Here is a 25,972-nt window from a genome sequence, read left to right on the forward strand (position 1 = left end):
GTGCGATCAGTGTCACGCCCCGCCTTCGAGTGAGACGACGGAATCACCGGGCGTCAATCCGGAGGCTCCGGAGTCCTGGGGAGACCGGTTCGTTGTCGGAGAGCGGGGAGGCCAGCGAAGGGGGAGGGGGTGGGGTTATGGTGGTGTCCGCATGTCCTCTCAAGACCTCGCCACGAGGCTCGCCCGCACGACGCTCGAGCTGTGCCGCATCTCCAGTCCCATCACGCAGGAAGGCCCCATCGCGGACTTCGTCGAGCGCTGGGCGCTCCAGCACTTCCCACCCGGGGAGGTCTTCCGCGTGGGGCACACGTTGTTGCTCGGTCGTCTGGAGGACCCTCGCCCCACGGTGGCGCTCATCGGTCACCTGGACACGGTGCCCGCGCACCCGAGCGACCAGGGGCGTGAGCCTCGCATCGAGGGAGAGCGCGTCTTCGGCCTGGGCGCCTCGGACATGAAGGGCGGGCTCGCGGTGATGATGGCGCTGGCGGAGGACCTCCGTCGCGACACGCTGCCGGTCAACCTGGCCTTCCTCTTCTACGAGCGCGAGGAGGGCGCGTATGCGGAGAGCGGCCTCATCCCGTTGTTCGCGGCGCGCCCGGACCTGGCGAAGGTGAAGTTCGGCATCGCGATGGAGCCCACGGACAGCGAGGTGCAGGTGGGCTGCGTCGGCTCCATGCAGGTGACGGTGCGCTTCGGCGGACGCAGCGCGCACTCGGCGCGGCCGTGGCAGGGGGAGAACGCCATCCACAAGGCGGGCCCGTTCCTCACGGAGCTGCTGGCGCGTCAGCGGGTGGAGGTGGATGTGCAGGGCTTCCGCTTCTACGAGGTCATCAACGCCACGCTCGCCAAGGGCGGCCGCGCGCGCAACGTCATCCCCGAGTCGTTCGAGCTGAACCTCAACTACCGCTTCGCGCCGGGAAAGAGCATCGAGCAGGCGAAGGCGGACGTGCACGCGCTCGTCGCGGGACGCGCGGAGGTCATCATCACGGATGCCTCGCCCAGCGGCCCCGTGGTGGCGGGCAACCCGCTGTTCCAGAAGCTGCTCGCCATCACCGGACTGCCCGCCGCGTCGAAGCAGGCGTGGACGGACGTGGCCCGGTTCGGTGAGTGGGGCGTGGACGCCATCAACTACGGGCCCGGCGAGACGGCGCAGGCGCACCAGGCCAACGAGAGCGCGCCCATTGCTCCGCTCGCGGTGGCGTACGAGAAGCTGGCGGCGTTCCTCAAGGGCTGAAGGGACGGGCTTCGGCAAGGGACGCGTGGACGGACTAGAGTCCACGCCGTCCATCATGTCGACGAGCCCGACCGTGTCATGGAGTCCCGTGTCCGCCGCTGAGTCCTCGTCCACCGGGGCCCGGTGGGGACTGTCGTCCCGGTGGTTCTGGCCCGCGGTGATTCTGGCCGGGTACACGGTGCTCGCGCTGCTCTATGGGGCGCAGCTCTTCGTGTACCGCGCCTCGCACGGGGAGCCGCCGCGTCTGGGCGAGGCCCTGCTGACGGGCGCGTGTGTCTGGTACGCCTGGGCAGCGCTCACGCCGTTCGTGCTGGCGGTGGCGCGCCGGATTCGCGCGACGGGCCGGCCGTGGTTCGTGCAACTGCTGCTGCACCTGGTGCCCGGCGTGGGCTTCGCGGTGCTGGCGCTGGGGCTGTTCGCGGTGCTGCGCGAGTGGCTGGTGGTGGAGGTCAGCGGCGGCGCGTCCGCGGCGTGGACCTACTTCCTGTTCATCGCCTCGAAGACGACGGACTTCGACCTGCTCATCTACTTCTCCCTGGTGGGCATGGAGGCTGCGGTGGCGTACGCGCGGCGGATGCGCGAGGAGGCGGTGCGCGCGTCCCAGCTGGAGGCGCAGCTCGCGCAGGCCCAGCTGCAGCTCTTGCGAAGTCAGCTCCAGCCCCACTTCCTGTTCAATACGTTGCACGCCATCTCCGCGCTGATGCACCGGGATGTGGAGTCCGCGGACCGGATGGTGGGGCAGTTGAGCGAGCTGCTGCGCGCGAGCCTGGAGCGCGACGGGCGACACGAGGTCCCGCTCTCGGAGGAGCTGGAGCTGCTCTCGCCCTACCTGGACATCGAGCGCACGCGCTTCTCGGACCGGCTCCAGGTGGACGTCGATGTCGCGGAGGACGCGAGGGATGCGCTGGTGCCGTCGTTGTTGCTCCAGCCGCTGGTGGAGAACGCCATCCGACACGGCATCGCGCCGCGCAGGGGACCCGGGAAGGTCTGGGTCCGGGTCCGGCGTGATGGTGCGCGGCTGGCGGTGGAGGTGGAGGACGACGGGGTGGGGCCGCCGGCGGGGCGCACGGAGCTGGAGGAGGGAATCGGGCTGGGGGCCACGCGGGCGCGACTGGAGCGACTGCACGGTGTCGAGCAGTCGGTGACGTGGAAGGTGCGTGCGCCGAGTGGGTTCCTGCTCTCGCTCTCGCTGCCCTATCGGAGGACGCGGGCATGACGGTGCGCACGCTCATCGTCGATGACGAGCCGCTGGCGCGCGAGCGACTGCGGACGTTGCTGGCATCGGAGACGGACCTGCATCCCGTCGTAGAGTGCGGGGACGGGCAGGAGGCGCTGGAGCTTCTGGCGCGCGAGCGGCCGGCGCTGGTGTTCCTGGATGTGGAGATGCCGGAGCGGGACGGGTTCGGCGTGCTGGCGGAGCTGGGGCAGGCCGCGCCTCCCGTGGTCGTCTTCGTCACGGCGTGGCCGCAGCATGCCTTGCGTGCGTTCGATGCCGCCGCGGTGGACTACCTGCTCAAGCCATTCACGGTGGAGCGCTTCCGACGTACGTTGACGCGGGTGCGGGAGCGGCTGACGGCGCCTCCGGGAGACTTGAGGCAGCAGCTCCAGCGGATGTTCCAGGAGCTGAAGCCGGAGCCCACGGAGCGGCTCGTGGTGAAGTCGGCGACGCGGACGCTGCTCGTGCCGGTAGAGGACCTGGACTGGGTGGAGTCCGCGGGGAACTACGTCACGCTGCATGTCGGCACCCAGACACATCTGTTGCGCGAGACGATGGCGGAGCTGGAGGGGCGGCTTCGAGCGCGGCGGTTCGCGCGGGTGCATCGCTCGGCGCTCGTGAACGTGGACCGGATTGTCTCCCTGACCCCCACGCTGTCCGGGGACCATCGACTGGTGCTGAAGGACGGCCAGGAGCTGACGCTGAGCCGCACGTACCGGACCCGGCTGGAACAGGTGCTCGGCCATCCGCTGTGACGGAGAGATGCTGTGAGAGGAAATCCATGAATCGATGGCTCTGGGGAAGGGGGCTGCTGGGAGGTCTCCTTGTCTCGACCTGTGTGAGTGCTTCGTCGGCCATGGCCGCTGACCATGAGTGCACGGTCGAACGGAAGTTTGATTCCGAGCGCATGTACACGGCCGAGCAATTGAAACAGGGCCAGTTCTCGGCTCGTGTCGAGGAGACCAAGACGCAGACGTTCGTCTCGCGGTGCTCCTATGCCTCCACGGAAGGGAAGGTCACATGTGACCGCTACCTCGTGGACAAAGTCGAGGTTGATGTCGCGCAGGGCATTAAGAAGCTCTATGTCTTTCGGTCCCAGTACAACCTGCAGATCTTCTCGGGCCTGACCTTTGTCGAGGACAACGGTCGAGGCACCATCTCATATGGGAAGTGCAGGATGGTGGTTCCCTGAGTGAGCCGTCAGTCCTCTTCGAGCAGCGCGAGGGCGAGCGGCTTCGTCGTCCGGTTCAGGTTGATGGGCGACACCGCGCGGATGCGCTCCATCGACTCGCGGTCCCCGAGCAGCGCGAGCCCCAGCGAGGCCAGCCCGTATTCGTTGTGCGAGCTGGTCCTGGCGAAGAACGACTCGTCGAACACCCGGCGCAGCGTCGCAATCGCGCCCGTGTCCCCCGCGAGCGCCTGACGCGCCGCCACCGCGAGCTTCCCGTAGCCCATGCGGTCGTCCTCGTCCCTGCGCGTGGGGGACTCCCAGCGGACCACCTGCTCCAACAGGAGCGCCCGCGCTTGCTCCACGAGCTTCTGTCGTTCCTCGGCCGTCATGATGTCGCAGAGGGTAACCCCATCCGAGGCACCCCCGACAGCGGGACACTCATCCTTCCCCGTCCGCGGCTCGTCCCTCCCATCCGCGTCTCATCCCATCAGCGCCCCACGGCGCGACTCACTCCCTAGCCTCGTCTCCGCGATGGAGGGGCACGACGCCTCTCCCGGAGGACTCGGACATGCGGCAGGTCATCTGTGTGGGACTGGCATCACTCATCACCGCTTGCGCGACCAGCCGGTCCTCGCAGGCCTCCAGTGTCGGCACCGCCGCGGAGCAGGGGCGCCCCTTCAGCGAGGCCGCCGTCACCGTGATGCAGGCCTACGACCTGGAGAGCCGCTTCGATGACGCCGTGTCGCTGGGTCAGTTCGCCAGTGAGCGCGCTCGGACCCTGAAGGACCCGGGAGGGGAAGCCCGCATCCTCGCCGAGCAGGGCCGCGTCATGTCCCGCATGCTCCGTCACCAGCCGGGGATGGACACCACCCAGGTGCTCGACGTGCTGCGCCGCGCGCGCCGCCTCGCCGACGCCTCGGGCGACGCCCGCGCCCGCGTCGCCGCGCTCGACGCCGAGGGCATGTTCCACTACTTCATCGTGCTCCTCACCGGCCAGGGCGAGTGGGCCCCCGTCGTCGCCCTCTTCGAGCAGGCCCGGGACCTCGCCGCGTCCTCCGGTGACACGCGAGGGCACATCGAGGCCCTGTTCCATCTGGGCCTCACCCAACAGTTCCAGGGCCAGGCCGAGGCCGCGAGGTCGACCTACGCGCATGGCCTGTCCCTCGCCCGCGCCTCGAACGACGTCCTGATGGAGTCCTACCACCTTCGCCACCTCGCCTCCCTCGACGAGGACCAGGGCCGGCTCGACTCCGCCATCACCCTGTATGAACAGTCCCTGCGGCTGCGCGAGCAGGTCGGCTTCAACACCGGCCAGATGTTCGCCCTGGTTGCCCTCGCCAACGTGCGCTCGCGCAAGGACCCCAAGGACGACCAGGCCCTGGCGCTCTCGGAGAAGGCCCTCGCCCTGGCTCGTCGGGTGAAGGACCCCGCCGGCCAGCGCGAGGCCCATACCTCCCTCGGCCGGCTCCACCTGCGCCGGGGCGATATCCCCGCCGCGCTGCCCCATCTGGAGCAGGCCCTCACCAACGCGGAGTCCCACGAGGACTGGTGGTCCGCCGTCGATGCGTTGCTGGAGCTGGGCCGGGCCCACGCGCTGCTCGGGGAGAAGGCGCGCGTCGAGGAGCGCCTGCGGCGCGCGCGCGCGGTGGCTTCCTCACGAGGACTGAAGGAAGCGCTCGGACAGGTGGAGAAGGCGGAGCGCGAACTCGGCTACGCACCCTGATGGGCGAAGCCCGACGCGCCATTCGTCCGCTGTCGTTCATCTTCGCGAGGGGGAGGGCTCTCATCGCGCGCGCACAGGCGTACGCTGCGTTTCGCATCGCCTGTTGTTCTCGTTCACCGGAGGAGATGGAATGACTCACGAGACCGTCAATTCGCAGATCACCGACAGCCTGGCCCCCTCGGAGATGGCCCTGGCTCCCTCGACGTCCTCGACGCGCAAGTCATCCTCGCGGCGCCGTCGCGCCACGAAGAAGGCGTCGGGCCGCACCGGTGCTCGCGCGAAGAAGACCACCTCGCGCCGCAAGGCCGCGGCGAAGCGCACGACCACGCGCGGAAAGACTGCTCGCAAGAAGACCCCGGCCCGGAGCAAGCGGGGCGGTGCTCGCAAGACGACCGCGCGTCGGACCGGAACGGCGGGTCGCACCGCTCGCAAGAGCCCGGCCCGTGGCCGCACCACCGCGCGCAAGGGGGCGGCTCGCAAGGGCGCGGCCCGGAAGACCTCGCGTCGCACCACGCGCCGCTAGGCGCCCTGTCCCCACGCTCCGGTGAGCCGACCGCCTCGGGATGCAGGTGCCTTCCGAGCGGCGGCTGACCGGGGACTTCCGGCGCGAAGGCCACGCGCGCGCCGCGGATGTGTCTGTCTCGAGGCCCGGTGGGCTCAGCCGCCCCGGCGCCGCGCACCCATCACACGAGGGTGGACCCGACACGAGGCTCGACGCCGCTCGTCGCGGCGTGAGCCAAGAAGCCCGTGTCATCCGAGCGGAGGCGAAGGGCCCCGAGTCATGCTCGAGGCCCTCGCGCCGCCTATTGCTTCATGCGCAGCAGGAACAAATCACTGCGCGCCGGCGCGCGCCGGCCCGTGCCGAAGTCCGAGTTGCGGTCCGTGTGGCCGAACAGCAGGACATCGCCGTCCGGGAGCATGCCCACGAAGCGGAGGTCCTCCACGCCGTACAGCTCGCCTCGCGGTTGGGGCGGGTCGGAGATGTACAGCTTCAGCCCGAGCGACGCGCCGTCCGCGCCGTAGCGCAGGGCCACGGGCTGCGCCGAGCCCAGTCCATCCGGCCCCGCCGCGCCGTCCACGATGAGCGAGTACGTGAAGCCGCCCACCACCAGCTCGCCCGAGGGCTTCACCCCGAGCGCTCCGGCCCGCAGTCCATCGCCCAGGTTGCGGCTCCAGCGCTCCTTGCCCGCCGCGTCCGCGGACACGAGGAAGGGGCTCGCCCGGTACGCGTGGCCCTGGAGCTTCGCCGTCCCCCAGGACACCGTGCCCAGGAAGGAGCCGAGCGCCACCACCGTGCCCCGCGCATCCACCCCCACGTCGCTCACCGTGCCCTTCGCCTGCGCGAGCGGCCGCGCCCAGACCAGGGCACCCGTCGGCAGGTACACGGCGACGAACGCGCTGCCCTCGGAGGCGCCCTCCGAGCGCTGCGTCCCGAAGCGGACCGCGCCCGTGTAGCGCCCGCCCACCACCACGTGCCCGTCCGGCCCCAGGGCCATCGTGGTGATGAGGACGCGCGCGCCCTCGCCCTCCGCGCGTCCGACGTTCAGCGCCTGCTCGGGCTTGCCGTCCACCGAGTACGTCACCACCACCGCGCCGGAGCCGACCACGCCCTCGCCGAAGTCGGTGGAGCCGGAGGTGTTGAACGCGACCATCGGCCGGCCCTGGGCGTCGAGCAGCAGGTCCGCCACCGTCGCGTCGCCCCCGGGGACACGCGCCGTCCAGACCAGGTTGCCCGCCGAATCCAACCGCGCCAGGAACGCGCCGTCCCCCAGCTCCTGGGGCTCGAAGTCCACCAGGCCCCGGGCATCCACGGCCACGAAGAGTCCCCCCTCCGGCGCCGGCGCGACGCGTGCATTCACCTCCGCGCGCAGGGACTCCGGCGTCTGGGCCACGCGCACCGGATAGGCGCGTGTCCACCGCACGTCGCCCGTCTCCGCGCGGCGGGTGAGCACCAGCCGCACGGTGTCGTCCGTGGGCTGACGTTCCTGGAGGTCGTCCAGCTCGTACTGCGCCGCCGTGAGGATGTCGCCGTTGGAGTCGACCGCGGCGCCGAGCGCCAGGTCATCCTGCGCGGTGCCCTCGCGCGCCATCCACAGCGTGCTCCCCGTCGTCGCCGGTGGCGGCGGAGGCGGAGGCTCCAGGGGCGGTGGACCCGCGTCGGGTGTCCCCGCGTCCCCCTCCTGAGGTGGAGTGCCCGCGTCCTCCTCGGGAGGAGGGAGCTCCTGCGCGGGTTCGGGACAGCCCCCTCGTCGTGGTTCGCTCACACAATCGGTTGGCTCCTCCGGGTCCGAGTCCTCACAGCCCGTCAGCCAGCCCGCCCAACCCAGCGCTGTCGCGCACGCGACAGTCCGCAACCACCGCCGCCCTTGATGCATGAAGCCCCCTCCGCACTCGGAGGGTCTCCATGCTGGTAGGTGCCAGCAATACCGTGTGCGATGTCTGCTCGCTCGCCCGCTTCGACGCGCGCGCCAGGTTTCCCACGAGGAGTGGCCGCGCGCCCTGGTCGCGCACCCGGTGTCGCCACGGAGGCCCGCGCGCTACCCACGTGCGGGCGCGCGCCGCGCCTTCAGCGCCAGAAGCCGATGGACAGACCGACGTTGGTGTAGCGGCTCGCCAGGTCGAAGGAGGCGTTGATGGACCAGTCCTCCCAGTAGCGCAGGACGAACACCTCGAAGCCGCCGGTGATGTGCGGCCGCGGCGGCCGGCCATCGAAGGGCGAGGGCTCCGCGTACACGCCCGCGCGCAGGCGAATCATCCCCGGCACGGTGTCGTGCTCCACGCCCAGCCGGGGCGCGAACTCGGAGGTGTGGCCCACGAGCTGCTCCTGGGCCGTGGACGCGAAGGTGCGCAGCGGCACCGCGTTGTCCACGCCGGACAAGAGGTCCACCTGCGCGCTGATGAGCCACCGTCCCGCGGGCGCGTCCCGGGGCTCCTCCTCCGGCACCGGGAGCGCGTCCCCGTCCACGAGCAGCTGCCGCCGCGCCGCGGGGGACAGGCGGTTGTAGCGCTCCGAGCCTTCGCCCAGCCGCCAGCTCGCGCCCAAAGACAGCACCGCGGGCGACACCACCGCGCTGAACAGCGTGCGGTCCGCCAGCACCGGCGCCTGGCCGTCCTTGCGGCGCCAGTCCGCCACCACCTCGGGCCGCACCGTCACGCCCAGCCGCCAGGCGCGACCATGCGGCCGGTACAGCATGTCCACGGCCACGCCCGTGTCGCCGTAGCGCCAGTCCTCACCGCCGGAGGACAGCCGGAAGGTGGCCTGCGCCGCGTAGATGCCCAGCGCGAGGATGAAGTCGTCCTGGCCGAAGGACACCGCGCCCGCCAGCACCGACTGCGTCATGGACACGCGGATGCGCTCGCTGTCCGTCGCGCACGCCACCGTGGCGCAGTAGGTGACGGCGCTGTTGCGCAGCGCGAAGCCGATGCCGAAGCGCTTGTATTGCAGCAGCAGGCCGCCCAGCAGCTGCCGCCGGTCCTGGGACTCGTCCGCGCGGCCGTCGTTGTCCACGTCGCGCGCGCGTCCGCTGGTGAACGGCAGGTCCAGCCAGGACAGGGTGACGCCCAGGTCCCAGTCCTTCTCCAGCGCGGGGCCCCGGTGGGCCAGCGCCGCCAGGTTGCTGGGGAAGCCCGCCGCGCCCTCGGCGATGCCCACGTAGGCACCCCCCAGCGCGACGACGCGCGCCGAGCCCAACAGCGAGCCGGGGTTGAAGTACAGCCGCTCCGGACGCGGCTCCGTGGGCTGCTCGTCCTGCGCGAGCGCGGCGGACGACAGCATCACCACCGCGCACCCGACGAGCGCGCGCAGCCCCGCGAGGGTCCTGGAGGTCATCACGACGAAGCCACTCACAGCCGAGGTGCTCACTTCTGGGGCACCACCTCGTCGAAGAGCCGGTCCGCCTCATGGGCGAGGTCGGTGTCCTTGGACGTCAGGCCGTTGGAGTCGTGTGTGACGAGCGCCAGCGTCACCTTGCGCCAGCGGATGTCGATGTCCGGGTGGTGGTCCGCCTTCTCGGCCGCGTGCGCCACGCGCTCCACGAAGGCGATGCCCGCGAGGAAGGACGGGGCCTCATAGGTGCGGCGAATCATCCCGCCTTCGTGCTTCCACTCGGGATGCTGGGCGAGGAAGGACTGGAGGGCCTCGGGCGCGAGCAGGGGGGCTTTCTGGGACATGGTGCCCTCCTTCATATCCGCTTGGCCGCCCGAGGAAAGCACCCGTCAGGGGGAGGACGTCCACGGATGCACGCGCACCCCCGACGCGCCGAGACGGTTCACCGTCCAGGTGAAATGGTCCGAGATGTGCGTAATGTGATTCGCGTGTCCGGGGTCGGGTAGCAACGCGAGCACGAGCGCGGTTCGCTCCGCGTTCCATCGGGGCGTGGCGAGGGTTCCGACTCCGCTCGAGGACTTGAGCAGCGGATGGGAGGGCCCGGGCCGCAGCTCCTGCACGAAGCTGGTGATGCTGCTGTCCAGCGAGAGCGCGCCCGCCTCCTGGAGGCCGTGCGCGGCGCTCACTTCATGACGGTGCAGCACGGGGATGAAGCCGGTCGAGGTCTGCACCGTGTCACGGGTCCACACCACGCCCTCGCCATGGCCCACGGGCTCTCCGGCGAGCACCGCACACGCGCGGGTGGTGCTGGGGCGATAGAAGCCCCGCGCGTCCACCTGGAAGGGACAGGCCTGGGTGCGCGGGGTGAAGGTGACGGAGTCCTGCGCGGAGCTCACCAGCCACACGGTGTCCCCGCCGCGCACCAGGATGGCGCGGGTGCTGTCGGTGCCGAAGGTGAGCTGCGGCGTGGTCAGCGAGCTCCAGGGGGTGTTGGAGAAGGCGAGCACCCCTTCACCCTCGCGGAAGATGAAGCGGTGCAGCGTCGTCGCGTCCGCCACCAGGTACTCGTCCTCGGTGGCGAGCCGCGAGTGGGGCGTGCGGTCCGTGTCGTACGAGCCGGGCGGGAGGGGCGCGGCGCCGGTGAGGACGAGGGGCCCCGTGCCCGGGTCGACGTAGCGGCGCACCTCGGTTTCCGTCATCGCCCACACCACGTCTCCGGCCACGGCGGTGGCCGGCTGGCTCTCACGGCCCACGGGCTGGGGCAGGGTCCCCGGCTCGCGCAGGGCCAGGTGGTCGCACAGCCAGGTCCCGCTGCGCGTGCGGTCCACGAAGAGACAGGTGGGGCGCGCGTCGAGCGTCGCCACCGGGGGGAGCGAGCGCTCGTCCTGGGCCACGTGGACGTCGAACTGACGCAGGCTGCCCACGGGCGCGAAGGCGACGATGACGTGGTGGCGGCCCGTGGACTTCGGCGTGAAGCGCACGGTGGCGAACCAGGTGCCCGGCTGCAACTCCACCGTGGCGGGCACGGGCAGGTTGTCGGGGCCGTGGACCTCCACGGTGACGGACTCGGGCGTGTGGGCGTCCTCCGGCGTGTCGCAGACCTGGGGGCTGGTGGCGGGGACGCGCACGCTCACCGTCTCCCCTTGCGCGATGATGAGCGTGGGGGGCTCCGCCGCGCCGGTGAGGAAACACTCCTCGGGAGGCAGGGCGTCCGGGCAGCCCGTGAGCAAGGCCAGGGCGAGCAGGAGGAGCCGCCGGGACTTCATGCGCGCTCCACCGCGCGCTTCCACTTGGCGAGGTGACGCTCGCGCTCGGGCGGCTTCATCCTCGGCTTGAAGGTCTTGTCCGCCTTCCACGCGCGCTTGATGGCCTCCGGGCTGTCCCAGACGCCCGCGCCCAGGCCGCCCAGGAAGGCCGCGCCCAGGCTGGTGGTCTCCAGGTTCTTCGGACGCACCACGGGCACGCCGAGCAGGTCCGCCTGGTACTGCATGAGCAGGTTGTTGGCCGCGGCGCCGCCGTCCGCCTTGAAGACGGGGATGGTGCGGCCGCTGTCACGGCGCATCGCCTCGGCCAGGTCGTGAATCTGCAGGGCGATGCCCTCGAGCACCGCGCGCGCCATGTGGGCCACGGTGGTGGAGCGGTCCATGCCGGCGAACAGGCCGCGCGCCTCGGGGCGCCAGTGCGGCGCGCCCAGGCCGGCGAGCGCGGGGACGAAGACGACGTCGCCGGAGTCCTTCACGCTGGCGGCGAGCGCCTCGATGTCGGGGGCGCGCTTGATGGCCTTGAGGCCGTCGCGCATCCACTGCACGGCGGCGCCGGCGATGAAGCTGGAGCCCTCCAGCGCGTACGTGGTGGAGCCGGTGCCGCCCAGCCGCCACGCCACGGTGGTGAGCAGGCCCGCCGACGAGCGCACCGGCTCCGTGCCGGTGTTCATCAGGAGGAACGCGCCGGTGCCGTAGGTGCACTTGGATTCGCCGGGCTCGAAGCAGGCCTGGCCGAAGAGGGCGGCCTGCTGGTCGCCGGCCATGCCCGCCACGGGCACGCCGTCGGGCAGGCTGCGCATGCCGCGCGTGGTGCCGTAGACCTCGGCCGAGCCGCGAATCTGCGGCAGGCACGCGCCGGGCACGTCGAGCAGCGAGCGCATCTCGTCGCTCCACTGCAGGGTGCGCAGGTCCATCAGCAGGGTGCGGCTGGCGTTGGACACGTCGGTGACGTGGGTGGTGCCGCCGGTGAGCTTGTAGACGAGCCACGTGTCGATGGTGCCGAAGCACACGTCGCCGCGCTCGGCCTTGGCGCGCGCGCCCTTCACGTGCTCGAAGAGCCAGGTGAGCTTGGTGCCGGAGAAGTACGGGTCCACCACCAGGCCCGTCGTCTCGCGCACGCGGGGCTCCACGCCGCGCTCCTTGAGCTTGCGGCACAGGTCCGCGGTGCGCCGGTCCTGCCAGACGATGGCGCGGTGCAGGGGCTTGCCGGTGTCGCGTGTCCACAGGCCCGTCGTCTCGCGCTGGTTGGTGATGCCCACCGCGGAGATGTCCCGGCCGGTGAGCCCCGCGCTCTTGAGCGCCCGGGCGATGCACCACTCGCTGGTGGCCCAGATTTCATCCAGGTCGTGCTCCACCCAGGACGGCTTGGGGAAGTGCTGGGTGAACTCCTTGTAGGACTTGCCCACCACCTTGAGCTTCGAGTCGAGGATGGAGACGTGGGTGCCAGTGGTGCCCTGGTCCAGGGCCAGCACGTACTTCGTCTTCGGCATGAGGTGGGTCCTCCCGGGGATGTGGGGGGAACCTACTCCACGTCCCCGGCCGGTGTGGATGCCGTTGGCGGGGCGGTGTGTTGGCGCCCGCACGACTCGGGCCCGCGGGGGGCGTCGGGCCGGATGGCGGGTGGGAGCAAATCGATGGCCGATGCGCGCAAGCAGGCCAGGAGCCGCTGGCGCATCTTCCGCCTCGTTCGCCGGGCTTTTGGGTGGGTCCGGCCTTTCGACACGAGGTGGAAGACGATGCGTGGGTTCGAGATGAAGTCGGTGGTGTGGATGTTGGGCGCGCTGTTGGGGATGGGCTGCGCGGGGACGAAGGCGGGGCTGGGGGAGGCGCGGCTGGAGCGCTACACGAGTGACGCGAGCGGGTTCGACACGCACTCGTTCTTCTACGACACGGGCGCGGAGGTGGTGGTGTTCGACGCGCAGTTCACGGAAGGGGAGGCGAACAAGGTGCTGGAGCACATCCGCGCGCGCACCGCGCATCCCATCCGCTACGTGGTCATCACGCATCCGAACCCGGACAAGTTCAACGGTGCGGCGGTGTTCCAGCGCGTGGGGGCGAAGGTGGTGGCGAGCAAGGCCACCGCCGAGGCGATTCCCGCCGTGCACGCGTACAAGAAGTTCTATTGGGTGAACGTGGCGAAGGCCTTCACGGAGGAGACCTATCCCGCCGAGGCCACGGTGGATGTCACCTTCACGGGGAGCTACTCGCTGCCGCTCGAAGGGGGCGCGAAGGTGGAGCTGACGGAGCTGAAGCACGCGGGTGTGACGGTGACGCAGACGGTGGCGTACGTGCCGGGAAGCGAGGCGCTCATCGTCGGGGATTTGGTGCACCACGGCGCGCACGCGTGGCTGGAGGGCGGGGTGCGCGAGGGCAAGGTGGTGCCGGACGTGGCGTCATGGAAGGCGGCTCTGGGGGAGCTGTCCGCGTGGCCTCGGGCCACGGTGCATGGCGGGCGAGGGGACAGCGCGCCGGTGATGGATGTGATTGAAGCGCAGCGGCGCTATTTGGATGGGATGGTGACGCTGGTGGAGGGGTACGCGGCGGAGCTGGGCGAGCGCAAGCCGGAGCTGTGCGGTGAGCAGGCGTCGGCGCACTACGGGCAGTTGGAGCAGCGCGCGGTGGCGGCGTTCCCGGAGCTGAAGCTGCCGTACCTGGTGGGCTACGGCGTGTACGGCCTGGTCAACCGCGTCGCCTGCGGCGGGTAGGGGAGGGGAGCGCGGTGGTGCCCTCGGCGATGCGTTGGCGGAAGTCGCGGGGGCGCTCGCCGGTGAAGGCGGTGAAGGCGTGGGTGAAGGCGGCGAGGCTCTCGAAGCCCACGGCGTAGGCGGTCTGCGTGACGCGGGCGCCGTCCTCGGCGAGCAGCTCCATGGCGCGCAGCATGCGGGCGTCGTGGAGGAAGCGGCGCCAGGAGGTGCCGGCCTCGTCATCGAAGCGGCGGGCGAGGGTGCGCTGGGAGAGTCCCGCGGCCTTCGCCGCGCCCGCGAGGGTGACGGGGCCTGGGAGGTGGGCCAGGGTGTAGGCCATGGCGCGCTCCAGCTCGGGTGTGCGGGCGCGGGGCAGGCGCCAGTCGCGAGGCTCCGCGCTCCATTCGGACAGCAGGTGCGCGAGGGTGGAGAAGAAGCTCTCGGCGACGGGGTCGCGAGGTGAGCGCTCGGGTCCCCAGCGGGTGGAGTGGAGGAGCATCTCGCGCGCGAGGGGTGGCAGGACGAAGACGCGGCAGTCGCCGGAGGGGGCGGCGGGGACGCGCGAGGGCTTCAGGTAGACGGTGCAGAGGGTGGCGGGCTGGGTGGTGCGGACGCGGTGGCGGGTGCCGGCGGCGAGCCAGGCGGCGCGTTGGGGAGGCAGGAGCCACTGGGCCTCGGCGACCTCGAGGTGGAGGGCGCCGCTGGCGGCGTAGAGGAGCTGGTGGCGACGGTGGGTGTGCCACGGGGAGGTGGAGGGGGACAGGGCGTCGGTGAGGCAGAAGGCGGACGCGGGCGCCGAGTCCACATCGACCAGGGGTCTGGGCACGGCTCCTCCGGGCTCGGGCGCGCGGCGTCACGAGCGGGCACGAGCATACGGTGGGCGGTGCGTCAGCCGGGCTTGGAGTTGGAGTGGTCGGTGGTCTTGCTGACCAGGTAGCCGCCGTGGCTGATGGCGAGCAGGGCGATGAAGCCCTGGGAGAGCGCGGGCAGGCTCGACACGCTGCCGGGCTTGCTGGAGGAGAGGAGGGTGGCGAGGCTGACGAAGTAGCTCACCGCCGCGATGAGGGTGAAGTAGAACATCTGCACCTTGGCGAGGTCGAGCTGGGCGGCGGTGTTGTCGACGGCGCGCGGGTTGGGCGTCTTCGAGCGCATGTTGGTGAGCAGCAGGGGCGTGCGCTGGCTGAGGCGTTGCTCAACGCAAATCGCTAAACTAGCGAATGGGAATCGACACGAGGGTCGCAGTCAGCGCCAATTCGATGTTGGCCACGTCAGACGCAGTGGCAGGAGAAACCACGATGTTGAATGTCGACCACCATCCGGGCCGAAGGTCTAAGAAGACAGTCTCGGTCTTCGTTCGTCGAGATGCGGTCCATGTTTCGTATGCCTTCGCATAGTCTTCGGACCCCGTGACTTCTGGAGCAGCGGTCGACCACGTCACGGTGATAGTGGGGTTCTTATATGTTACGCTTTGTGTGTTGGCGACGCGGAATGTCAAGCGCTGCCCATTCGCGTACGGAGCGACCTTGTCGAGCCAAACGAGGAATGTGCCAGTCTTCGACTGGACAAGTTGATATCCAGCAGAGCCAGGAGTGAAGGACGCGGTTTTCGCACTCTCGGCGGCGCGCTCTGCGAATCTCATCTCGGCCTGCATTAGAGTGTTCGCCGCCTCAAGCGCATCGATCCGGCTTCGCAGCAGGTCCAAGTCTTTCTTCGCCTGTATCTCCTCTGGAGTGGGCCCTTCCTTGGCGATATGCGATACCCAGGCTGATTTGGCCCCCATGAAGACGAGGTAGCCAATCCCCAGAACCAAGGCCAGCACGGTGATGCAGCCGATGGTGTCGGAGATTGGGGTAGATTTTCCAGTTTGGGTGTTGTCCATGGGCGCACGTGACGTCGCTCTCAAGCCTCCTGCACCCCGCGCGCGCAGGTCAACAGTCAGGCTGGGCAGTGGACAAATGCCCTACCTCGACACGTTGCCCATAGGCTTGGTTGCGAGTGTTTGTCAGGTCAGCCGCATTGGGCTGACTGTACCGCCATGTGAGTCATGGGAGCTGAGCCCGCAGCATCAACCAGTCCTTCAATTCGGGGTGCAGCCGAGTGAGGTCTGGCTCGGCGATTCGAGACAGGATGTTGAGGGCGTTCTTGGTGTCCCGCAGCAGGAGCAGCTTGTCTCCAGGGAGTGCACGGAGGTCTGACGAGGCCAGCAGGGCTTGTGCATCTCGCGGGGACAAGGTGGCCACGCGTTGGAACCACCCCCTCACGATTTCCGGGTCCAGGATGTCGTCCCCTGGTCGTGGACCCAGATCCTCGATGAGGCGTGCGCGCAGGTTCATGGCGGAGAGCCAGAGCGAGTGCGCGGCGCGTGCCTGTGCGCGGTGGGCGAGCGCTTCGTATGTCCGCAGCGCGATGCGAGCCCATGGGAGGCTCTGCTCCTCGCCGGCTCGTGTCGCCATCGTGAAAGCGAAGACCTCCCAGTTGAAGTCCTCCTGGTCGACGGGCTCGCCAATCGTCACGCCTTCGAGCCACGCCGCGACCGCTTGGGCCGGTCTGGCCAGAACAGCATCGAAGAGGTCACGAGGGGTGTTCATGGCTCTCACCATCAAGGGAAGATGATTCCGGCCTCGGCGAAGGCCTGCTTTCCAATCTCCAGTGCTCGGGCGCTCCGAGCCGCGGATGCACCATACAGAAAGTGGCCGCTCTGGGGCGTAATCTCGATGCCCATGCGTGTGGAGCCGTGCACGGCGATGTCCGCCTCGCCTGCGGCCAGGACAGGTCGGCCCTGACTGGCGACCGCATGTGAGATCTCAGTTCTTCGCCAGGTGTGCGGAACGATTCGCAGCGTTCCTTCCTGGGTGACCACCCACTTGATTCGGCCCTCGTTCACATAGCGGAGGAACTCGGGACTCGTGACGCTCGTGGGGTGGATGCCCAGTCGGTTCGCGAGCTCCATCTCGGCGGAGAGGAACTGGGGCTTCTGATTCTCCAGCAGGTCGGGTGACGTGGAGTCGCTGGTCCGAGACCCGCTCCCACCTTCCGGGTTTCGTGCCACCATGGCGACGGCATGAGGGGCCAGCCCCACCGTCATGACCCCCTCGGCAAGGGAGATGGACCGAACACCCCCCGCGAATGAGGCGGAAAGTTGGAAGCCAGCGTTCGTTTCGGCGGCGAGGGTTGCACGCGCGAAGCCGGGCAACAGGGGACCCTTTGAGGCCATGTTCGCTGCGCCACCACCCAAGGCCATCGTCAGCGCCATGATGATGACGCGAGCCCCGTTGTCTCCCATGACTTTGCCGAAGCGGTGTCCGGAGTCCTCCAGTTCCTCGAAGGACATCGCCTGCTCCGACTCCAGGGACAAACGCCGCCATCCATCCACGAGGTCGAAGAACGACTCCAGGCCCAGGTACGCGACGAAGTAGGTGGTCAGTGCGAGCGCCACGAGCTTCGTGACGGGTTCGGGCATGACGACCAACAGCATGTAGGCCGCGAGCGCGGACGTCAGCATGGCCTTGAGGGCCAGTGGGTGAACGACCTCCTTCACGGAGTGCTGAACTCCTTCCCAGACTCCGTCCCAAGCAAAGCTGAGTGCGAGGTCCCGGCGGGCCTGCTTGTCCAGGAGGCTCAAACCTCCGCCGAGGAGCGTCAGGCATTCGTCGGGACTGCCCTGTTGGGAGCACCAGTGCTGATAGTCGCGGTGGGCGTTCTCCGCGCCTGACGCGTCGTGCTCCCAGGAGGCCAATCGGATGCGAGGGTGTTTCACTTCAGCTGTGGCAACGGAGAAGCGCATCTCCAGAATCAGCTCGAGCAGCGCCTTCTCGAAAGCCTGTTCATCGATGGCGATGGGCGTGACGCTCCTCGGTGGAGCGTAGATAATGGGCGCGCCTTCTCCTGTGTCCAGCCGCACCACTCTCGGTGTCGCGCACCCGATGACAAGGTGCCCCACGAGCAGCAGCGCTCCCCACCTTGGCGACATTCAGGCCTCCAGGTTCAAGTGCTCGCCTGCAGGAGCACTCAACGGGGCCTAACACGCAGGTCCGACAGGTCTGCGTGTGTGCCTGTCGTAAGGCGTGCGCCTCAGTTGCCGCCGCGAGTCTCCGGGGTCCCACGGGCCCGGGTCTCCGGTCGCCTCGTGGTGGCGTGTGTGTCCGCGTAGCCCGTCAGCTCCACGTAGCCGCGTCCTCGCACCGGCTGGCCCGCACGATTGCCATCCAGCGCCACCGAGCCCTCCCAGTAGCGCACGCTCACCGGCAGCTCCTGGTCCGCGAGCTTCGGCGTCACCGTCAGCTCCAGCCCGAGCTTCGCCACGCGCAACCTCCATCGCGACGGATACTCCCCACCGCGCGGGCTCTTCCACGTGCTCAGCACCGACAGCTCCACGTCGTCCCGGGTCAGATGCACTGACGCACTGTCCGCCGCGCCCACCGGCGGCACCCACGTCCCCGAGCTGAACGGGTCCACCGAGCCGTCCTTCTTCCTCAGTTGGTAGTACATCAGCTCGCTGCCATCGGAGAGCTGCAGCGAGAACCAATCCCAGCCCACCTGGTCCGGTCCCAGCGCGCTGGTGCTCCACTCGCGGTCCATCCAGCTCTCGCCCGTCACCGCGTACGTCTGTCCCTCCACCTTCACCGTGCCCCGCGAAGGCATCCGCGTCATCGAGTAGTAGTACGATGCGTTCCCCGGCTCCGCGCTCTTCTGGCTCAACCCCCGCTCACCCTCGAGCACCGGCGGCTTGCCCGGCTCCAACAACAACTCCAACGTCACATCCTCACCCTGCGCGCGCAGCCGCACCGGCCACATCGACTCTCCCGCGCTCGTGGCTTCCCAGCTCTCCAGCCACACCTTGAACGGCTGCGTGCTCGCCCCCGCCAATCCCAACGCCGCCCGGCTGTAGCGCTCCGCGACGTGGAACCGTCCCGCCGCCACGTCCGTCACCGTGAAGTGCCCCAGGTACACCTGCCGCGCTCCCCACGCCGAGTCACGCTGTGACTCCGTCGGCGACAGCGCATTGCGGAACAGCGTGAACTGATACCCGAACGCCCGTCCGTCCGCGGTCTCCAGATTTCCCGTCCAGTACCACCACTCCGTGCGGAACTCCGGATGCGGACCGTGGTCCTCGGGGAAGTGGAACTCACGCGGCTCGAAGGCTCGCGCATAGCCCTCCATCCCACCGTCGCTCCCGCCGAGCGCCGACGCCACCGTCAACGTGCCGCCCCGCGCCAGGGGCGGCAGCTCCGTCTCGCGCGTCACGAAGTACGCCGCCACCGCCAGCGCCACCAGCACCACCGCCGTCCCGATGACGAGCCCTCGGCCGTTGCTCATGGCGTCACTCCTCCCTCAACGCGAGCGCGGGATTGGCTCTCGCCATCCGCCACGCCGGGTACAGCCCCGCCAGCGCCGAGGCCACCAGCGCCAGCAACATCGCCTGACCCAACGTCTCCGACGTCACCGCGAGCCGCAGCGTCCACCCGAAGGAGCGCTGGTTGATGACGTGCACCAGGATGTACGCCAGCCCCACGCCCAGCGGCATGGAGAACAACCCCGCCAGCAACCCCAACAGCCCCGTCTGCAGCGACACCAGCCCCCACAGTTGCCCCGGCGTCAGACCCATCGCGCGCAGCACCGCGAACTCGCGCGAGCGCTCCAATTGCAATGACATCAACGCGCTCAGCACGCCCACGAACGCCACGCCGATGGCCAGCAGCCGCAGCACCTGCGTAATCGTGAATGTGCGGTCGAACACCTCCATCGACGCTTGTCGCAGTGAGCGATTCGGGCGCACCAGCAGCGCCTGTTCATCCCCCGCTTGCGCTCGCACGGTGTTCACCAGCGCGTCCACGTCCTGCCCCGGCGTCGCGTACAGCGCGACGCCGCTGACGCCCCGGTCGTCGAACCAGCGGTCATACGTAGCGCGAGGCATCAGCATCGTCCCCACGTCGGAGCCGTAGTCGAAGTACACCCCGGCCACCTTGAAGTCATGCGGCCCGCGGTCCGTGGAGAGCCGCACCGTGTCGCCCACCTTCACGCGCCGATGGAACGCGAAGGGCTCGGACACGACGAGCGAGTCTTTTGACGCGTCCAGCTCGCGCCACACCGCGGCCTCGTCGCCGCCCTCCTTGAAGCGATAGGGCCGCGCCGGTGATTGGCTGAAGTCGACGGCGATCAGGTCCGTGGGAATCTCATTCGCGCGCACGAGCGCCACGCGCAACGTGCTGCTGCCAGCGATGCCCGGTGTCGCTCGGAGCTTCTCGGCGAGTCCTGGCACCATCGTGGCGCCACCCCGCCGCGCGACCAGTGACGGCGGTGAGATGAACACGTCCGCCTGGAGCGACGTCTCCAGCCACGACAACACCGTGCCCCGGAAGCTGGAGACCATCAGTCCCACGCCCACCGTCGTCGCGACCGCGACCATCAGCGCCGCCAGCGCCACCGCCGTGCGGCTCAGGCTGGTCCTCACCCCACGCGCGGCCATGCGCCCGAGCAATCCGAACGAGAGCCCCAGCGGCAGCGCCGCGTACAGCGACAGCCGCTCCGTCACCCACGGCACCAACAGCGCCGCGCCAAGCAGCACCGCGAACAGGCCCACGTACGCGGGGAACAGCGCTGGCGTGGACCAGCTCAGGAGCCCCACGCCCACCGCGAGCACGGCGACTCCCAGCACCGCGAGCCGAGGCGCGCGAGTCCTCGACACATCCTCCAGCGTCGAGCGTCGCAGCGTCGTCGCCGGAGCCGAGCGCGCGGCCTCCCAGGCCGGCACCAGCGCCGCGAGCACCGTCGCGCCGAGCCCCAGCGCCAATCCCTTGGCCAACGTGAAGGGCTCCAGCGCCAGTCCGCGCACGCTCACCACGAAGTAGAGGTCATTGATGGTCTGGGTGATGAGCCCCACCAACCCACGTCCCAACAGGATGCCGAGCAGCAGCCCCGCCACGGTGCCCACGACGCCGAGCACCAGCGCCTCACCGAGCACCAGCGCGAACAGCTCGTTCCGCGTGATTCCCACCGCGCGCAGCCGTCCCAGCAGCCCGCGCCGCTGCACCACCGAGAACGTCATCGTGTTGTAGATGAGGAACATCCCCACCACGAGCGCCAGGAGCGACAGCGCGGTGAGGTTGGTGCGGAACGCCCGCGTCATCTGCTCCACCGTGTTCGCCCGTGCCGACGAGCGGACGACCTCTACGCCCTCGGGCAGCGTCGAGCGCAGCGCCTCTGCCTGTTCCTCCGTCAGTCGCAGGTCCACGCGCGTCAGCCGGCCCATGCGCCCCAGCACCTCCTGTGCCGTGGACACGTCCGTCAGCACCAGCGCCTCCAGGGCGCGCGCGGTGTCCTCGTCGGCGGGAGCGAGCAGCGCGGCGATACGCAGCGAGACCTCACGACCCTCCACTCGCACCGGCAGACGCTCTCCCGCGCGGACACCCAGGGCGCGCGCGGCGCGCTCACTCAAGAGCACCGCGCCCGGCTCGGTGAGCAGCGCGCCCACGTCACCGACCGCTTCGCCTCCCGCGTATGCGCGAAAGGGGGACTCCATGAACGGGTCCACGCCCAGCACCGTGAGTGTGCGCCGGTCTCCGACAGCGGCCTGCACGTAGCCCTCGACGACGGGTGCCGCCACGGGCGCGTCCTGTCGCAGGCGCAGGTTCCGATACACGTCCTCCGACAATCCCGACGTCCCGCCCACGAGCTGGTGTGTGGCACGCCCGGCCACTGCGTCGGTGGAGCGCTCGAAGGCGCGAAGCGCGCTGCCGCTCGCCAGGTCGATGGACACCACCACCGCCACGCCGAGCGCGATGCCGAGGAGCGACAATGCCGTCAACCACGGATGCCGCCCCAGGTGACGCAGGCTGGAGCGCACGAGCAGGTTCCTCACGGGCGCCCCCCGGTCCGGGCTTCATGCGCGCCGCGGCTTCCATCCTCGATGCCCGGACAGCTCGCCCACGCCCAGCCGTCCGTGTGCGCGATGCACCGATTCACGGCCGCTCCTTCCGGTGCGCCTCGCGCTCCACCAGTCTCCCGCCCACCATCTCCAGCACCCGGTCCGCGCGCGCCACCAACCCCGGCTCATGCGTGACGACGAGCGCACACGCCTGTCCCCGCCGCGTGAGCCCCTCCAGCAAATCCAGCACCTGCCGCCCCGTGGCCTCGTCCAGGTTCCCCGTGGGCTCATCCGCCAACAGCAACGGCGGCGCATGTGCCAGCGCCCGCGCCACCGCCACGCGCTGCTGCTCTCCGCCCGACAGCCGGTCCGGGAAGCTGCCCCCGCGGTTCGCCAGCCCCACCTGCTCCAACAGCTCGCGCGCCCGCGCCCCCGCCTTCGCCGCGTCGCTCCCGTTCAGCTCCACCGGCAGCCGCACGTTCTCCTCCACCGTCAACGTGGGCAGCAGGTTGAAGGCCTGGAAGATGAACCCCACGCGCTCGCGGCGCAGCAGCGTCCGCTCACGCTCGCTCAGCGCGCCCAGGTTCTTCCCATCGACGTGCACCTCGCCGCGCGTGGGCAGGTCGATGCCGCTGATGAGGTTGAGCAGCGTGGACTTGCCCGAGCCGCTGCGGCCCAGCAGCACCACGAACTCACCGCGCCACAGCGACAGGCTCACCCCGGAGAGCACCTCGCGTGCGGTGTCGCCTTCGACATAGGACTTGGTGACGTCTCTCAGCTCGACGACGGGAGGCGTGTCGGACATGGGTGGGCTCTTGATACACGGGCGCCCGGCTTTTCGCCGCGCCCCGAACCCACCTCATGCGCCCGCGGGTTGTGGCTCCCATTCCCCGAAGTCACGCCACTGCCCCAGGAAGTCCGCCACCTCCCGCGCGAACAGCCGCCCGTCCGTGTCCCGCGGAATCACATGGAAGCCGCGCCGCAGCGACACCACGCGCACACACGGCGACGCCGTGAGCCGCCGCGCCAGCCAACGGCCCCCCTCCGGGTCCACCACGTGGTCCTGCTCGGCCACCGCCACCAACACCGGACAGCGCACCTGCGCCACCCGCCGCGCCGCCTCGTCCTGCAGCGTCACCAAATCCCGCAGCCGCGCCACCGGGAACGCCGACAGCACCGGCGCCTCCGCCAGCGCCGCCGGGTCCGAGATGTCCGTGCCCGTCTTCTCCACCCACGGCCGCGCCCACTCCAGCAGCGGCGTGCGCGACAACTGTCGGATGAGCATCATCCGAGGCCCCCGGAAGCGAATCGCCGGCGCCGCGAGCGCCAACGCCCGCACCGCCTCCGGCCGCTCCGCCGCCAGCCCCAGCGCCAACAATGCCCCCATGGACAGCCCCGCCACGTAGACGCTGGAGTGCCCCCGCAAATCGTCCAGCGCCTCCAGCGCCGCCTCCCGCCAGTCCCGCCAGGTGACGCGCAACAGCGCCTGGGGCGTCGTGCCATGGCCGGGCAAGAGGGGGGCCACCACCCGCATGCCCCGCGCGGCCAGCGCCTCGCCCAGGGGCCTCACATCCCAGGGACTGCCGGTGAAGCCGTGAAGCAAGAGGCACGCCTCCGGGCCTTGCCCCAGGTCGAAGGGCCCCGTCTTCGCCGCGTCCATCGGGAGCAAGGTGTCCATCATGAAGACACGCTGGTCACGCGAGGGCCCAGGCGCTATGCCACATGCCTCATGGCGGACACTCCGAAGCCCCCGGACATGCAGTTGCAGATTCAAATCGACGAGGACGTCGCCAATGGTCAGTACGCCAACATGGCCCTCGTGAACCACACGGACACGGAATTCACCCTGGACTTCATCTACGTCCAGCCGCAGCAGCTGCGGGCCAAGGTGCGCTCGCGCATCATCACCAGCCCCAAGCACATGAAGCGGCTGATGCTGGCCATGCAGGACAACCTCAACCGCTACGAGGCGAAGTACGGCCCCATCGTCCTGCGCGAGGACGACGGGGGCATGCACTGACGCCCGGGCGCGCTCACTCCTCGGTGGGCTCGCTGGGGTCCCTGCCCAGCGCCAGGTAGTGCTGGGCGCGCGTCTCCAGGAACGCGGCGAAGCGCGGCTCCACCCGCTCCAGCACCTCCCACTCGAAGTCCGGCGCCCGGCGCACGACGGGCTTCGACGGTGACAGCGGCTCGCCCAGGACGTACGTGCCCGTGGGCACCTGGGCCAGCTTGGAGTCGCGGTCCCCCGCGCCCAGGCTCGGGTGCGACATGGCCCGGCCGATGGTCGTGTAGGCCATGCGGTAGGCGCGCACCACCGCGCGCCCGTTGGACGTGGGGTGGACCTGGACGAAGATCTTCGACCAGCTCGCCCCGCTGTCCAGGTTGCCCTCGATGCGCCAGGTGGTGTGGACGTAGAGCGGGTCGACGCTCGGGAGCAGCTCGTACTTCTGCTCCGCCAGCAGCTGGCGCGTCGCCTCCAGCAGCGCGTCGGGCGGCAGCTTGTAGACGGCGTTCGCGCTGGTGGTCTCCAGCAATTGCTGTCGAGGGTCCCGGGTGACGGCGCAGCCGCTGGCCCCCACGAGGAGCCAGGCCGTCACCCACGTCGAGAGGCGTGAGCGCATGGAAATATGTCCGGAGGTGGCCCCGTACGTGGAGTGACGTGAAGCACGGTCCGACGCCCGGGGCGATGGCGTGGGCTTCACGTGCTGGAACGCACGGGGCGTGGTCCCCATATCGCCAGGGCCCGGGAACGGATTTGGCATCCACCCCGCAGGGGCGCAGACTTGGCTCCACCGTGCTCCGATTCCTCGTGCCGTTGTTCGTGCTGCTCCTCGCCCGCGACGCCTTCGCCCAGTGCCTGGGGGACGGCGTGCAGGTCTTCCCCACGCCGGGCGCCATCGTCCCCATCAACAGCCGCTTCCTCCTGGAGGGCGTGGGCACGGCCCGCGAGCCGGTGGTGGCGCTGGTGGGCAAGAAGCTGCGGCTGGTGGCGGACGGCCACGAGGCGGAGGTGAAGGCGCAGCGCGGTTGGGAGAGCAGCCTGGGCCGGGCCACCATCATCCTCAAGGTGGTGGGCAAGCTGGAGGCGGACAAGCGCTACACGCTGCGCATCGACGAGGCGCTGCCCAACGTGGCGCTGCTCAACGGCCGCGGCGGCGCGGTGCTGCCCGAGTGGCACACCGGCAAGGGCGCCGACACCCAGCCGCCGCGCTGGCTCAAGCGCCCCGCCGTCTCCGAGGGCTTCCTGCGTCGCACCGCCCAGGGCACCGCCCGCTTCGTGCGCTTGAACCTGTCCCTGCGCGAGGAGAGCCCCGCCTACCTGGTGGTCAAGCTGGAGCCCCGGCGCCCGGGCCCCAGCGTGCAGCAGTACGTGGTGCCGGTGACGAACAACGCGGCCTTCATCGGCCATGAGGCGTGCAGCGGGACGTTCGCCATGGAGGACGGCCGCAGCTACCGCGCCCGCATCGAGGCGTTCGATGCCGCCGGGCACAACGCGCCCCCCGTTCCTCCTGTGGACTTCGAGGCGCCGGCCGACTACTCCGCGCAGTGAGTGGGCATCGCCGGGAGCCGAGCATGACGAAGGTGGACGTGGAGAGTCTCAAGGAGCGGATGGCCGCCTTCACCCAGTCCCTGCAGGATGAAATCTGTCAGGCGCTGGAGACGCTGGATGGCTCGGCCCGCTTCCGCGAGGACCCGTGGCAGCGCCCCGGCGGCGGCGGCGGGCGCACCCGCGTGCTGGAGGACGGCGCCGTGCTGGAGAAGGCGGGCGTCAACACCTCGGTGGTCTTCGGCGAGCTGGAGGACCAGTTCGCCAAGAAGCTCCAGGGCGAGGGGCGCAGCTTCTGGGCCGGCGGCATCTCCCTGGTGCTCCACCCGCGCAACCCCCACGTGCCCACCGTGCACGCCAACTACCGCTTCATCCACCAGGGCGGCAAGGCGTGGTTCGGCGGCGGCGCGGACCTGACGCCGTACTACCTCTACGAAGAGGACGCGGCGCACTTCCACCGCGTGCACAAGGCCGCGTGCGACAAGCACGACGCCGCCTACTACCCGCGCTTCAAGGCGGCGTGCGACCAGTACTTCTTCCTGCGCCACCGCGACGAGACGCGCGGCGTGGGCGGCGTCTTCTTCGAGAACATGGGGGGCGAGCTGGAGCGCGAGTTCGACTTCGTGCGCGACTGCGGCCGGGCCTTCGTGGACGCGTACCTGCCCATCGCCCAGAAGCGCAAGGACACGCCCTACACCCCCGAGCAGCGCGTCTGGCAGGAGGTGCGGCGCGGCCGGTACGTGGAGTTCAACCTCGTGTACGACCGGGGCACCGTCTTCGGCCTGGAGACGCGCGGGCGCACCGAGTCCATCCTCATGTCCCTGCCGCCCCAGACGCGCTGGCGCTACGACTTCCACCCGGAGCCCGGCACCTGGGAGGCCCGGCTGGTGGACGTGCTGCGCAGCCCGCGCGACTGGGCCGCGTGGACGAAGGAGGGCTGAGCG

The 25,972-nt window shown here is 70.0% G+C and carries 26 protein-coding genes; 10 read left to right on the plus strand and 16 right to left on the minus strand.

What is annotated here, in order from left to right; translation table 11 throughout:
• The first annotated feature begins 151 nt into the window (after nucleotides 1-151).
• From dapE to K8640_RS26910, 4 genes are all read left to right on the plus strand, one after another.
• Entirely contained in the window at nucleotides 152-1,234 is a 1,083-nt protein-coding gene (gene dapE, locus K8640_RS26895; protein ID WP_046716586.1) for a succinyl-diaminopimelate desuccinylase, read from the plus strand.
• Nucleotides 1,235-1,322: 88 nt separating this feature from the next.
• A complete protein-coding gene (locus K8640_RS43255; RefSeq protein WP_223749679.1) occupies nucleotides 1,323-2,450 on the plus strand; it encodes a histidine kinase in 1,128 nt (375 codons plus the stop codon).
• Nucleotides 2,447-3,205: a LytTR family DNA-binding domain-containing protein gene (locus K8640_RS26905; protein WP_223749680.1), complete on the plus strand. Its 759-nt coding sequence runs from the start codon at nucleotides 2,447-2,449 to the stop codon at nucleotides 3,203-3,205. Before K8640_RS43255 ends, K8640_RS26905 begins: the two co-directional genes overlap by 4 nt.
• A 26-nt stretch (nucleotides 3,206-3,231) precedes the next feature.
• Nucleotides 3,232-3,642 carry a hypothetical protein gene (locus K8640_RS26910; protein WP_223749681.1) on the plus strand — a complete coding sequence of 137 codons (411 nt, stop codon included), beginning with the start codon at nucleotides 3,232-3,234 and terminating at the stop codon, nucleotides 3,640-3,642.
• Nucleotides 3,643-3,650: 8 nt separating this feature from the next.
• On the opposite strand, the gene K8640_RS26915 is transcribed toward K8640_RS26910, so the two are convergent.
• A complete protein-coding gene (locus K8640_RS26915) occupies nucleotides 3,651-4,010 on the minus strand; it encodes a hypothetical protein (protein WP_223749682.1) in 360 nt (119 codons plus the stop codon).
• A gap of 179 nt (nucleotides 4,011-4,189) precedes the next feature.
• Here K8640_RS26915 and K8640_RS26920 point away from each other — a divergent pair, with 179 nt between their 5' ends.
• Both K8640_RS26920 and K8640_RS26925 read left to right on the plus strand, forming a co-directional pair.
• On the plus strand, nucleotides 4,190-5,344 hold the full coding sequence (locus K8640_RS26920) for a lipopolysaccharide assembly protein LapB (RefSeq protein ID WP_223749683.1): 1,155 nt from the start codon (nucleotides 4,190-4,192) through the stop codon (nucleotides 5,342-5,344).
• A 130-nt stretch (nucleotides 5,345-5,474) separates the two neighbouring features.
• Nucleotides 5,475-5,867 carry a hypothetical protein gene (locus tag K8640_RS26925; RefSeq protein ID WP_046716582.1) on the plus strand — a complete coding sequence of 131 codons (393 nt, stop codon included), beginning with the start codon at nucleotides 5,475-5,477 and terminating at the stop codon, nucleotides 5,865-5,867.
• Between the two features lie 280 nt (nucleotides 5,868-6,147).
• Here the strand turns inward: K8640_RS26925 and K8640_RS26930 are convergent, their stop codons facing one another.
• From K8640_RS26930 to glpK, 5 genes are all read right to left on the minus strand, one after another.
• Nucleotides 6,148-7,608 (minus strand): hypothetical protein, encoded by a 1,461-nt coding sequence (locus K8640_RS26930; RefSeq protein WP_223749684.1) that lies wholly within the window; start codon nucleotides 7,606-7,608, stop codon nucleotides 6,148-6,150.
• 302 nt (nucleotides 7,609-7,910) lie between these two features.
• Complete coding sequence (locus tag K8640_RS26935) at nucleotides 7,911-9,173, minus strand: hypothetical protein (RefSeq protein ID WP_223749714.1); 1,263 nt, start codon at nucleotides 9,171-9,173, stop codon at nucleotides 7,911-7,913.
• A 29-nt stretch (nucleotides 9,174-9,202) separates the two neighbouring features.
• Nucleotides 9,203-9,514 carry a 4a-hydroxytetrahydrobiopterin dehydratase gene (locus K8640_RS26940; RefSeq protein WP_223749685.1) on the minus strand — a complete coding sequence of 104 codons (312 nt, stop codon included), beginning with the start codon at nucleotides 9,512-9,514 and terminating at the stop codon, nucleotides 9,203-9,205.
• Between the two features lie 45 nt (nucleotides 9,515-9,559).
• The gene (locus tag K8640_RS26945) at nucleotides 9,560-10,936 is read right to left on the minus strand and encodes a hypothetical protein (protein WP_223749686.1); all 1,377 of its coding nucleotides are present in this window, start codon (nucleotides 10,934-10,936) and stop codon (nucleotides 9,560-9,562) included.
• On the minus strand, nucleotides 10,933-12,423 hold the full coding sequence (glpK, locus tag K8640_RS26950; RefSeq protein ID WP_223749687.1) for a glycerol kinase GlpK: 1,491 nt from the start codon (nucleotides 12,421-12,423) through the stop codon (nucleotides 10,933-10,935). Before glpK ends, K8640_RS26945 begins: the two co-directional genes overlap by 4 nt.
• A gap of 246 nt (nucleotides 12,424-12,669) precedes the next feature.
• Here glpK and K8640_RS26955 point away from each other — a divergent pair, with 246 nt between their 5' ends.
• Nucleotides 12,670-13,638: an MBL fold metallo-hydrolase gene (locus K8640_RS26955; protein WP_223749688.1), complete on the plus strand. Its 969-nt coding sequence runs from the start codon at nucleotides 12,670-12,672 to the stop codon at nucleotides 13,636-13,638.
• On the opposite strand, the gene K8640_RS26960 is transcribed toward K8640_RS26955, so the two are convergent.
• From K8640_RS26960 to K8640_RS27000, 9 genes are all read right to left on the minus strand, one after another.
• Nucleotides 13,613-14,443: a helix-turn-helix domain-containing protein gene (locus K8640_RS26960; RefSeq protein ID WP_223749689.1), complete on the minus strand. Its 831-nt coding sequence runs from the start codon at nucleotides 14,441-14,443 to the stop codon at nucleotides 13,613-13,615. The genes K8640_RS26955 and K8640_RS26960 overlap by 26 nt on opposite strands.
• Nucleotides 14,444-14,505: 62 nt before the next feature.
• Entirely contained in the window at nucleotides 14,506-14,769 is a 264-nt protein-coding gene (locus tag K8640_RS26965; RefSeq protein WP_141330524.1) for a hypothetical protein, read from the minus strand.
• Nucleotides 14,770-14,827: 58 nt separating this feature from the next.
• A complete protein-coding gene (locus K8640_RS26970; RefSeq protein ID WP_223749690.1) occupies nucleotides 14,828-15,496 on the minus strand; it encodes a DUF3251 domain-containing protein in 669 nt (222 codons plus the stop codon).
• A gap of 163 nt (nucleotides 15,497-15,659) precedes the next feature.
• On the minus strand, nucleotides 15,660-16,205 hold the full coding sequence (locus tag K8640_RS26975) for a hypothetical protein (protein ID WP_141330520.1): 546 nt from the start codon (nucleotides 16,203-16,205) through the stop codon (nucleotides 15,660-15,662).
• Between the two features lie 11 nt (nucleotides 16,206-16,216).
• Entirely contained in the window at nucleotides 16,217-17,521 is a 1,305-nt protein-coding gene (locus tag K8640_RS26980) for a hypothetical protein (RefSeq protein WP_223749691.1), read from the minus strand.
• A gap of 167 nt (nucleotides 17,522-17,688) precedes the next feature.
• Entirely contained in the window at nucleotides 17,689-18,933 is a 1,245-nt protein-coding gene (locus tag K8640_RS26985) for a lipocalin-like domain-containing protein (RefSeq protein WP_223749692.1), read from the minus strand.
• A 4-nt stretch (nucleotides 18,934-18,937) separates the two neighbouring features.
• On the minus strand, nucleotides 18,938-21,475 hold the full coding sequence (locus K8640_RS26990) for an ABC transporter permease (RefSeq protein ID WP_223749693.1): 2,538 nt from the start codon (nucleotides 21,473-21,475) through the stop codon (nucleotides 18,938-18,940).
• Between the two features lie 100 nt (nucleotides 21,476-21,575).
• Nucleotides 21,576-22,286, minus strand: coding sequence for an ABC transporter ATP-binding protein (locus K8640_RS26995; RefSeq protein WP_074953981.1), 711 nt, complete (start codon nucleotides 22,284-22,286; stop codon nucleotides 21,576-21,578).
• A 54-nt stretch (nucleotides 22,287-22,340) separates the two neighbouring features.
• Nucleotides 22,341-23,141 (minus strand): carboxylesterase, encoded by an 801-nt coding sequence (locus K8640_RS27000; protein WP_223749715.1) that lies wholly within the window; start codon nucleotides 23,139-23,141, stop codon nucleotides 22,341-22,343.
• A gap of 69 nt (nucleotides 23,142-23,210) precedes the next feature.
• On the opposite strand from K8640_RS27000, the gene K8640_RS27005 reads away from it, so the two are divergent.
• Nucleotides 23,211-23,501, plus strand: a complete 291-nt coding sequence (locus tag K8640_RS27005) for a DUF3467 domain-containing protein (protein WP_046716576.1) — start codon at nucleotides 23,211-23,213, stop codon at nucleotides 23,499-23,501.
• A 13-nt stretch (nucleotides 23,502-23,514) separates the two neighbouring features.
• Here the strand turns inward: K8640_RS27005 and K8640_RS27010 are convergent, their stop codons facing one another.
• On the minus strand, nucleotides 23,515-24,102 hold the full coding sequence (locus K8640_RS27010) for a hypothetical protein (protein ID WP_223749694.1): 588 nt from the start codon (nucleotides 24,100-24,102) through the stop codon (nucleotides 23,515-23,517).
• Between the two features lie 173 nt (nucleotides 24,103-24,275).
• Here K8640_RS27010 and K8640_RS27015 point away from each other — a divergent pair, with 173 nt between their 5' ends.
• Both K8640_RS27015 and hemF read left to right on the plus strand, forming a co-directional pair.
• Nucleotides 24,276-25,031 carry a hypothetical protein gene (locus K8640_RS27015; protein WP_074953978.1) on the plus strand — a complete coding sequence of 252 codons (756 nt, stop codon included), beginning with the start codon at nucleotides 24,276-24,278 and terminating at the stop codon, nucleotides 25,029-25,031.
• Between the two features lie 23 nt (nucleotides 25,032-25,054).
• Nucleotides 25,055-25,969 (plus strand): oxygen-dependent coproporphyrinogen oxidase, encoded by a 915-nt coding sequence (gene hemF / locus K8640_RS27020; protein ID WP_141330512.1) that lies wholly within the window; start codon nucleotides 25,055-25,057, stop codon nucleotides 25,967-25,969.
• Nucleotides 25,970-25,972: the final 3 nt, after the last annotated feature.

This window comes from Myxococcus sp. XM-1-1-1, from assembly GCF_020037095.1.
Taxonomy (GTDB): Bacteria; Myxococcota; Myxococcia; order Myxococcales; family Myxococcaceae; genus Myxococcus; species Myxococcus fulvus.